Source organism: Streptomyces sp. NPDC029292, assembly GCF_055569295.1.
Map to the genome: position 1 here is coordinate 202,713 of NZ_JBVHXR010000001.1, position 8,737 is coordinate 211,449.

8 protein-coding genes are annotated in these 8,737 nt (G+C 69.8%); 1 reads left to right on the forward strand and 7 read right to left on the reverse strand.

The features are described 5' to 3' along the window. Positions 1–161: 161 nt before the first annotated feature. Genes ACZ4WS_RS01015 through ACZ4WS_RS01025 form a run of 3 tightly spaced genes read right to left on the reverse strand, consistent with a single transcriptional unit; the run spans position 162 to position 3,530 of the window. Entirely contained in the window at positions 162–911 is a 750-nt protein-coding gene (locus ACZ4WS_RS01015; RefSeq protein WP_467975994.1) for a succinate dehydrogenase/fumarate reductase iron-sulfur subunit, read from the reverse strand. Continuing rightward, complete coding sequence (locus ACZ4WS_RS01020) at positions 908–2,857, reverse strand: fumarate reductase/succinate dehydrogenase flavoprotein subunit (protein ID WP_467975996.1); 1,950 nt, start codon at positions 2,855–2,857, stop codon at positions 908–910. Before ACZ4WS_RS01020 ends, ACZ4WS_RS01015 begins: the two co-directional genes overlap by 4 nt. Position 2,858: 1 nt before the next feature. Beyond that, a complete protein-coding gene (locus ACZ4WS_RS01025; RefSeq protein WP_467975998.1) occupies positions 2,859–3,530 on the reverse strand; it encodes a succinate dehydrogenase in 672 nt (223 codons plus the stop codon). A gap of 120 nt (positions 3,531–3,650) precedes the next feature. On the opposite strand from ACZ4WS_RS01025, the gene ACZ4WS_RS01030 reads away from it, so the two are divergent. Then, positions 3,651–4,532, forward strand: a complete 882-nt coding sequence (locus tag ACZ4WS_RS01030) for a LysR family transcriptional regulator (protein ID WP_467975999.1) — start codon at positions 3,651–3,653, stop codon at positions 4,530–4,532. Positions 4,533–4,768: 236 nt separating this feature from the next. Here ACZ4WS_RS01030 and ACZ4WS_RS01035 read toward each other — a convergent pair whose 3' ends face one another. The 4 genes from ACZ4WS_RS01035 to ACZ4WS_RS01050 are packed head-to-tail and all read right to left on the reverse strand — an operon-like array spanning position 4,769 to position 8,356. Beyond that, complete coding sequence (locus tag ACZ4WS_RS01035) at positions 4,769–5,053, reverse strand: hypothetical protein (protein ID WP_467976001.1); 285 nt, start codon at positions 5,051–5,053, stop codon at positions 4,769–4,771. 6 nt (positions 5,054–5,059) lie between these two features. Beyond that, positions 5,060–5,398, reverse strand: a complete 339-nt coding sequence (locus tag ACZ4WS_RS01040; protein WP_467976002.1) for a hypothetical protein — start codon at positions 5,396–5,398, stop codon at positions 5,060–5,062. A 4-nt stretch (positions 5,399–5,402) separates the two neighbouring features. After that, entirely contained in the window at positions 5,403–7,547 is a 2,145-nt protein-coding gene (locus tag ACZ4WS_RS01045; protein WP_467976004.1) for a putative bifunctional diguanylate cyclase/phosphodiesterase, read from the reverse strand. Further along, complete coding sequence (locus ACZ4WS_RS01050) at positions 7,544–8,356, reverse strand: SAM-dependent methyltransferase (protein WP_467976005.1); 813 nt, start codon at positions 8,354–8,356, stop codon at positions 7,544–7,546. Before ACZ4WS_RS01050 ends, ACZ4WS_RS01045 begins: the two co-directional genes overlap by 4 nt. Between the last annotated feature and the right edge of the window lie 381 nt (positions 8,357–8,737).

Genomic DNA, 8,737 nt, shown 5'->3' on the forward strand with positions numbered 1-8,737 from the left:
CCTGTTCTTCCGATGCCGGTTGGCGTGCGCGTGACCTGTGCCAGGAGGGCGGATGTGAGGATGTTGAATGCCAGGGGTGCCCGGAGGAGCGAGACGGGACCGGCAATGAGCACCACTGCCGGTCCCGCCCGTCCGCACCCTAACGGCGAACGACTTACGGGCTAACGCCTTCCCGCCCTGCGGGTCGCGCGCAGCCACTCCTTGTTCATGCCGGTGATGGAGACCAGCGGGATGCCCTTCGGGCAGGCGGTCGCGCACTCCCCGGTGAGGGTGCAGCCGCCGAAGCCCTCCTCGTCCATCTGCGCCACCATGTCGAGCACGCGGGTCTCGCGCTCGGGCGCGCCCTGCGGCAGGACGTTCAGATGGTTGATCTTCGCCGAGGTGAACAGCATCGCCGCGCCGTTCGGGCAGGCCGCCACGCAGGCGCCGCAGCCGATGCACTCGGCGTGCTCGAAGGCGAAGTCGGCGTCCGGCTTCGGTACCGGTGTCGCATGGGCCTCGGGCGCCGCGCCGGTCGGGGCGGTGATGTAGCCGCCGGCCTGGATGATCCGGTCGAAGGCGGACCGGTCGACCACGAGATCCTTCACGACCGGGAAGGCCGAGGCGCGCCACGGCTCGATGTCGATCGTGTCGCCGTCCTGGAAGGACCGCATGTGCAGCTGGCAGGACGTGGTGCGCTCCGGGCCGTGCGCGTCGCCGTTGATGACGAGCGAGCAGGCGCCGCAGATGCCCTCACGGCAGTCGTGGTCGAAGGCGACGGGGTCCTCGCCCTTGAGGATGAGCTCCTCGTTGAGGGTGTCGAGCATCTCCAGGAAGGACATGTCGGCCGAGATGTCGTCCACCTCGTACGTGGACATCGCTCCGTCGGCGTCGGCGTTCTTCTGGCGCCAGACGCGCAGGGTGAGCTTCATGCGTAGCTCCGCTGAGTGGGGTGGACGTACTCGAAGACCAGGTCTTCCTTGTGCAGGACGGGCGCGTCGCCGGTGGCGGTGAACTCCCAGGCGGCCGCGTACGAGAACTCCTCGTCCCTGCGGGCGGCCTCGCCGTCCGGGGTCTGGGACTCCTCGCGGAAGTGCCCGCCGCAGGACTCCGACCGGTGCAGGGCGTCGAGGCACATGAGCTCGGCGAGCTCCAGGTAGTCGACGACGCGGTTGGCCTTCTCCAGGGACTGGTTGAACTCCTCGCCGGTGCCGGGCACCTTGATGCGCCGCCAGAACTCCTCGCGGATCTGCGGGATGCGCTCAAGTGCCTTGCGCAGCCCCGTCTCCGTACGGGCCATGCCGCAGAACTCCCACATGAGTTCGCCGACTTCGCGGTGGAAGGAATCGGGGGTGCGGTCGCCGTCGACGGCGAGGAGCCTGGTGACGCGGTCCTCGGTCTCGGTCAGCACCTCCTGGACGGCGGGGTGTTCGTCGGTGACCCGCTCGTGGTGCGGGTTGCGAGCGAGGTAGTCGTTGATCGTGGACGGCAGCACGAAGTAGCCGTCGGCGAGGCCCTGCATCAGGGCCGAGGCGCCCAGCCGGTTCGCGCCGTGGTCGGAGAAGTTGGCCTCGCCGATCGCGAACAGGCCCGGGATGGTGGTCTGGAGGTCGTAGTCGACCCACAGTCCGCCCATCGTGTAGTGCACGGCGGGGTAGATGCGCATCGGCACGGTGTACGGGTCCTCGGCGGTGATCCGCGCGTACATGTCGAAGAGGTTGCCGTACTTCTCCTCGACCTTCGCCTTGCCCATCCGCTGGATGGCGTCGGCGAAGTCCAGGTAGACACCCTGGCCGCCGGGGCCTACGCCACGGCCCTCGTCGCAGACGTTCTTGGCGGCGCGGGAGGCGATGTCGCGGGGCACGAGGTTGCCGAAGGACGGGTAGATGCGCTCCAGGTAGTAGTCGCGCTCGTCCTCGGGGATCTCGTTCGGCGGTCGCGTGTCGCCCTGCGCCTTCGGCACCCAGATCCGGCCGTCGTTGCGCAGCGACTCGCTCATCAGGGTGAGCTTGGACTGGTGGTCGCCGGTGCGCGGGATGCAGGTGGGGTGGATCTGGGTGAAGCAGGGGTTGGCGAAGTAGGCGCCGCGCCGGTGCGCCCGCCAGATCGCGGTCGCGTTGGAGTTCATGGCGTTCGTCGAGAGGTAGAAGACGTTGCCGTATCCGCCGGAGGCGAGGACCACCGCGTCCGCGTAGTACGTGTCGATCTTCCCCGTGATCAGATCGCGGGCCACGATCCCCCGCGCCCGGCCGTCGACCACGATCAGGTCGAGCATCTCGGTGCGCGGGTGCATCTCGATGTTGCCCGCGGCAATCTGCCGCGACAGCGCCTGATAGGCGCCGAGGAGAAGCTGCTGGCCCGTCTGGCCGCGGGCGTAGAAGGTCCTGGACACCTGGACGCCGCCGAAGGAGCGGGTGTCGAGGAGGCCGCCGTACTCGCGGGCGAAGGGGACGCCCTGCGCCACGCACTGATCGATGATCTCCACCGAAATCTGCGCGAGCCGGTGGACGTTCGACTCGCGCGCCCTGAAGTCCCCGCCCTTGACGGTGTCGTAGAACAGCCGGTGGACCGAGTCGCCGTCGTTGCGGTAGTTCTTCGCCGCGTTGATGCCGCCCTGCGCGGCGATCGAGTGGGCGCGGCGGGGCGAGTCCTGGTAGCAGAACTGGACGACGTGGTAGCCCTGTTCGGCGAGTGTGGCGCCGGCGGAACCGCCCGCGAGGCCCGTGCCGACGACGATCACCGTGTGCTTGCGGCGGTTGGCGGGGTTGACCAGCTTGGCCTCGAAACGGCGGGTGTCCCAGCGTTCGTTGACGGGGCCCTCGGGGGCTTTGGTGTCGACGACCGGCTCACCGGTCGCGTACTCGGCGTAAGAGGTCATGTCAGCTCACCAATCCGGTCATGACACCGACAGGTACGGAGATGAAGCCCACCGTCAGCACCAGCGCGAGGACGTTGGCGATGGTCTTGAGGGCGCGGTCACGGGTGCGGCTGCCCGCGCCGAGGGTCTGTGCCGCGCTCCAGAAGCCGTGCCGGATGTGCAGGCCGAGCGCGAGCATCGCGACGATGTAGATGGCGTCGCCGTACCAGGTGGAGAAGGTGTCGATCACGTTCTGGTACGGGTGTCCGGCCTGGAAGCCGTCCGGGTGCACGGTGCCGGTCGTCAGGTCGAGGATGTGCCACACGATGAACAGGCCGAGGATGATACCGCCCCAGCGCATGGTGCGCGTGGCGTAGCTGGCCCGCGGCTTCTTGTGGACGTACTTGCTGGGGCGCGCCTTGATGTCGCGGCGGCTCAGCTGGTACGCGGCTGTGGCGTGCGCGACGACGGCGACGACCAGGACGACGCGGATGATCCACAGGGCCCACTCGTAGTGCAGGAAGGGCTCGCCGAGGGTGCGCAGGGCGTGCGCGTAGCGGTTGAATTCGCCGGAACCGAAGAAGATCTTGAGATTGCCGAACATGTGGGCGGCCAGGTAAAGCAGCATGATCAGACCGCTCACGGCCATGACCGTCTTCTTCCCGACGGAGCTGTCCCACACGGTGCGTGTCATGGACGGTCGTCGGTCCGTCCTCGTTGCCAGAGCCATGTCACAGACGCTAGGACCGAGGGGGCCGATCGGTCCAAGACATGGTGCGGCTGGATTCCATAGGCATGGCCTATCGTGGCTTGGGTGCAGTTCCAACAGCTCCAGTACTTCGTGGCGGTCGCCGAGACCCGGCATTTCACCCGGGCCGCCGATCTGGTCCATGTCGCGCAGCCGTCCCTCTCCCAGCAGATCAAGGCGCTGGAGCGGGAGTTGGGGGCGGATCTGTTCCTGCGGGCGCGCGGGAACATCACGCTCACGGACGCCGGGGAGGCCCTGCTCCCGCTGGCCCGGCGCATCCTCGCCGACGCCGACACGGCCCGGCACGAGGTGCAGGAGCTGGCGCAGCTGCGCAGCGGCCGGATCCGCCTCGGCGCGACTCCGAGTGTGTGCACCGGTCTGCTCCCGGATGTCCTGCGCGTCTTCCACGACCGCTATCCGGGCATCCGGCTGCTGATCGAGGAGGGCGGCTCGCACGATCTGGTGCGAGAACTCGCGCGCGGCGCTCTCGACCTGGCCCTGGTCGTCCTCCCGCTCCCCCAGCCGTCCCCCGCGCTGACCACGGTGGAGCTGCTGCACGAGGACCTGGTGGTGGTGTCGCCGCCGGACGCGCCGGCGCCGGGCCACGGCCGCACCGTGCGGGTCTCCGACCTGGAGGGCGAACGCCTGGTCATGTTCCGGCACGGCTACGACCTGCGGGAACTGACAGTCGCCGCCTGTCGCGCCGAGGGCTTCGAGCCGGACTTCGCCGTCGAGGGCGGCGAGATGGACGCGGTGCTGGGCTTCGTCCGGGCGGGGCTCGGCGTGGCCGTCGTACCCCGCATGGTCGCGACGCGGTCCGGGCGCGGACTGCGGGTGACCCCGCTGGCCCGGCCCGGCCTGCACCGCACGATCGCGCTGGCCCATCGCAGCGATGTGGCTCCGCCGCGCGCGGCCCGGGAGCTCCAGCGGATGCTGCTGGAGCGCTGAAACCGGCGCGACTGAAGCGCCGAAACGGTGCTACTGGAGCACCGGCGTCGGTGCGGTTCGAGCGCCCGCTCCCGTGCTGCTGGAGCGCCCGCTCCGGTACTGCTGGTGCGCCCGCTCCCGTATTTGCCGGCGCGCCCGCTCCCGTGCCGCTGGAGCACCGGCTCCGGTGCTGTTCGAGCGCCCGCTCCCGTGCTGCTGGAGCGCCCGCTCCGGCGCTGCTGGAGCCCCGGCCCCGGTCAGCCGGCCGCCATCCTGACCACACCGGCGACGGCACAGACCACCGTGCACACGGTGAGTGCGTCGGCGACCGGCGACCAGCCGAACCGGCGCGCGATGCCCGTGGCGGCCGGGGCACCGCCGTACCGTCGGACATGGGCCCGCAGGGCGTCGACGCAGACGGCGGTGAAGTCGTACAGCGCGCCCCACAGCGACCCGTACAGCAGGAAGAACGTGACCACCTCGCCCGTACGGGTCTCCAGCGCGGGCACGCCTCGCCACATCGGCCGGTCCACCCGCAGCACGACGGCTCAGGGCACCACGACACGGGTCCACGGGCCGTACCGGACGATCTCCCCGGGGCGCAGCACCAGCCTGGTCAGGGAGATGCGCCACGCGACGGTCGCCTGTGCCAGGAGCAGTGCCGCCACCAGCTCGTGGCCGCCTGGCGAAAGGCCCGGTGCCGACGTCGCCGCCTCCACCGCGAAAGCGGCGCCGAGGCACGCGAGCGCCCGCAGGATCACGACTCGCAGCCACCGTCGCAGGACGATCTCCCCACGCCGATTCGGCCGACGGGTGCGCACACGGCGCACCAGCGGTGTCGCGGGCCCGTACCAGCCGTCCGGGCCCGCGTCCCGCAGTTCCGTCACGCCGTCAGCCGGTGGCGTCCACCAGTGCCAGCTCGTGCAGCCGCTCCGGTGGGCCGGGCCGGGCGTAGTACCAGCCCTGGGCCGTGTCGCAGCCCAGTATCCGCAGCTGCTCGGCCTGGGCGCCGGTTTCCACGCCTTCGACCGTGACCGCCAGGTCGAGGCTGTGGGCGAGGGAGACAATGCCCTCGACGATCTTCAGGTCGACCGGGTCGGCGGGGAACTGCTGCATGCCCTGGGTGAAGGAACGGTCCAGCTTGAGGATGCTGACCGGGAGGCGGCGCAGGTTGGCGAGGTTGGAGTAGCCCGTGCCGAAGTCGTCGAGGGCGATGTCGACGCCCATTTCGGCCAGCCGGCGCAGCGGCTTGAGCAGGTCGTCGTCGGCGCCGATCAGCGCCGACTCGGTGACCTCCAGGCAGAGCGCGTCCGCGTCGAGCCCGACCCGCTCCAGGATGTCGACGGTGTCCTGGACGAGGCCGGGATGGGTCAGCTGGCACGGCGACAGATTGACATTGATTCGCAACGGGCCCGCGTCGGAGTGTCGTTTCTGCCACTCGCGGGCCTGGCGGACGGACTGTTCCAGGACCCATCGGCCCAGCGGGACGATCAGTCCGGTGTGCTCGGCGAGCGGGATGAAACGGTCGGGTCCCAGGACGCCGTGCTGCGGGTGCAGCCAGCGCACGAGGGCTTCGGCGCCGCGTACGCTGCCGTCGCCGAGGTGCACCAGTGGCTGGTACTCGATGAAGAACTCGCCCCGGTCCAGGGCCGCGGGCAGCGCGGTGGTGAGGCCGTGCCGGGTGATGGCGCGGGCGTCGGCCTCGGGGTCGGCGAGCTCGAAGCGGTTGCCGCCCGCGGACTTGGCCCGGTACATCGTGATGTCGGCGCTGCGCAGCACCTCCGCCGGGCCGCGCTCCCCCGCCGGCCCCTCGACGATGCCGATGCTGCCGCGGACCGTCAGTTCCCGGCCGTCGATGCGGACCGGGGTGATGAGGGCGTTCATGATGCGGTCGGCGAGCGCGTCGACCTCGCTCTCGGTGTCGGGCCCGGTGGTCAGCGCCACGAACTCGTCGCCGCCGAGCCGGGCGACCATCTCGCCGGGGGCGGTCGCGCAGGACTGCAGCCGGTCGGCGACCTCGACGAGCAGCCGGTCGCCGGCCGCGTGACCGAGGCTGTCGTTGATCGTCTTGAAGCCGTCGAGGTCGAGGTAGCACAGGCCGAAGCGCTGGCCCTCGCCCGCGGACAGCGCCTTCTCCAGGCGCTCGAAGAACAGGGTGCGGTTGGGGAGTCCGGTGAGCGCGTCGTGCGTGGCCTCGTAGCGCAGCCGCAGATTGAGCAGCCGCCGCTCGGTGGTGTCCTCCATCAGCGCGAGCTGGTACTGGGGTTGGCCGTCCGCGTCACGCAGCAGTGAGACCGTCAGATTGGTCCACAGGGCGGTGCCGTCGGGACGGTAGAACGCCTTTTCTACGTGGTAGTGCTCGCGCTCGCCGCGCACCAACTCCTCGTACAGTCGCCAGACTTGAGGTGCGTCGTCGGGGTGCGTCCACTCGACGACCCGGCGGCCGCGCATCGACTGCTCGGTGCCGCCGAACATGCGCAGCAGCGCGCCGTTGACCTGGAGGATGTTTCCGTCGAGGTCGGCGATGCCGATTCCTATGGCCGCGCCCTCGAAGACCGCGCGGAAACGGGCCTCGCTCGCGTGCAGCGCCTCGGCCACCGCACTGCGGGCGTTCAGGGCGGCCCGGGAGATGGCCTCCTGCTCGGCCAGCGTCCGCTCCCGCAGCGCCTGCGCGAACCCGGCGGCCATGGCGTGCTGGAGCCGCGCCGACCGGGTCCGCAACGCCTCCTGGGGCCCGTCCTCGCCGCAGTAGAGCACCAGGTAGGCGTCAACGCAGTCGAGGGCACGGCTGAGCGACTCGGGGTCGGTGCAGTGCGCGGCGACCAGTGCGGCGCCGACCGCCTGACCCTCCGCCGCGTCGAAGGTCCTGGCCCGCAGCGCTTCGCTCAACCGCCGGGCGAGCGGCACCAGTTGCTGCTCGAACTCCGGCCGGGTCAGCGACGAGGAGGTGACCGGGTAGACCGCCCTGCTCCAGATCGTCGCGAACCGGCGCAGTCTGTCCTCCGGCCCGTCCGGCCCGTCCGGCTCGGCGGTCACGCCGCGCGCCCCACGCCGGCGAACCCGGAGAAGGCATAAGGATCCTCGTCCTCGGGTGCCGTGTCGGGCCGCCAGTTCGGCATCGGCACCAGTCCGGGTTCCACCATGTCGTACCCCTCGAAGAACCGCGCGATCTCGTCGCGCGAGCGCATGATCAGTGGGTTGCGGATGCTCTTGTAGACGTCGACCGCACCCTCGGCCCGCCCCGGAGGGAGCGGAATTCCCTCGTACGAGGCATGCGTGACGACGAGCAGGCTGCCCGGCGCGAGCGCGTCGCGCAGTTCCGCCACCGCTCGATACGGGTCGTCCGCGTCCTCCACGAAGTGAAGTATGGCAACGAGAAGGAGGGCGACCGGCCGGTTCAGGTCGATCAGACGCTGAATCTGAGGGCTCGCCAGGATCTCCTGGGGCTTGAGCAGATCGGCGGCGACGACGTCCGCGTTCTCATTGCCCCCCAGTACGGCCTGGCTGTGCGCGACGGCCACCGGGTCGTGGTCGACGTACACGACGTGCGCGCCGGGCCTGGCGGCCTGCGCGACCTCGTGAACGTTACCGAAGGTCGGGATGCCGGAGCCGATGTCGAGGAACTGCGTGATGCCCTCGTCGACCGCGTAGCGCACGGCGCGGCGCATGAACGCCCTGTTCGCCTGCATGATCTTGGGAAGTCCCGGCATGAACTCCATCGCCTTGCGTGCCGCTTCCCGGTCGACCTCGAAGTTGTGCGAACCGCCCAGGTAGTAGTCGTAGATACGGGACACGCTCGGCATCGTGATGTCAATGCTTCGGGGGGCCCAGGCGGGACGCTCCATCTATCTCTCCAAGGCTTGGTCGGCGGCGTAGGCGATCCGGTGTTCGAGCTGAGGCTACTGATCGCCCGCCAAAGGAGCGAGCCAAAACGGAAATTGACCGTCCGTTCCCGGTCACTGCCTCCGGCAAGTGCCGAATTGGCACTCCGTGAGCGGCCTTCGAGCACGCCGTCCACCGTCACCGCGAAATCGCTCCGAAGCATTCCAAAAAGTTCCCCGGAGTTACAAAGAGTGGCGAAAGCATCCCCCGTCCGTGGACACCAAGTGGTGCGCCCCCCCCCCGGGGGGGGGGGGGGGGGGAGAAAAAGTGGACAAGCTTTTTTGTTTGTCCCGAACAAGGGTGTTCCTCCTTCCCCCCCCTCCCCCTTCCTTTTTTGGCGTGGA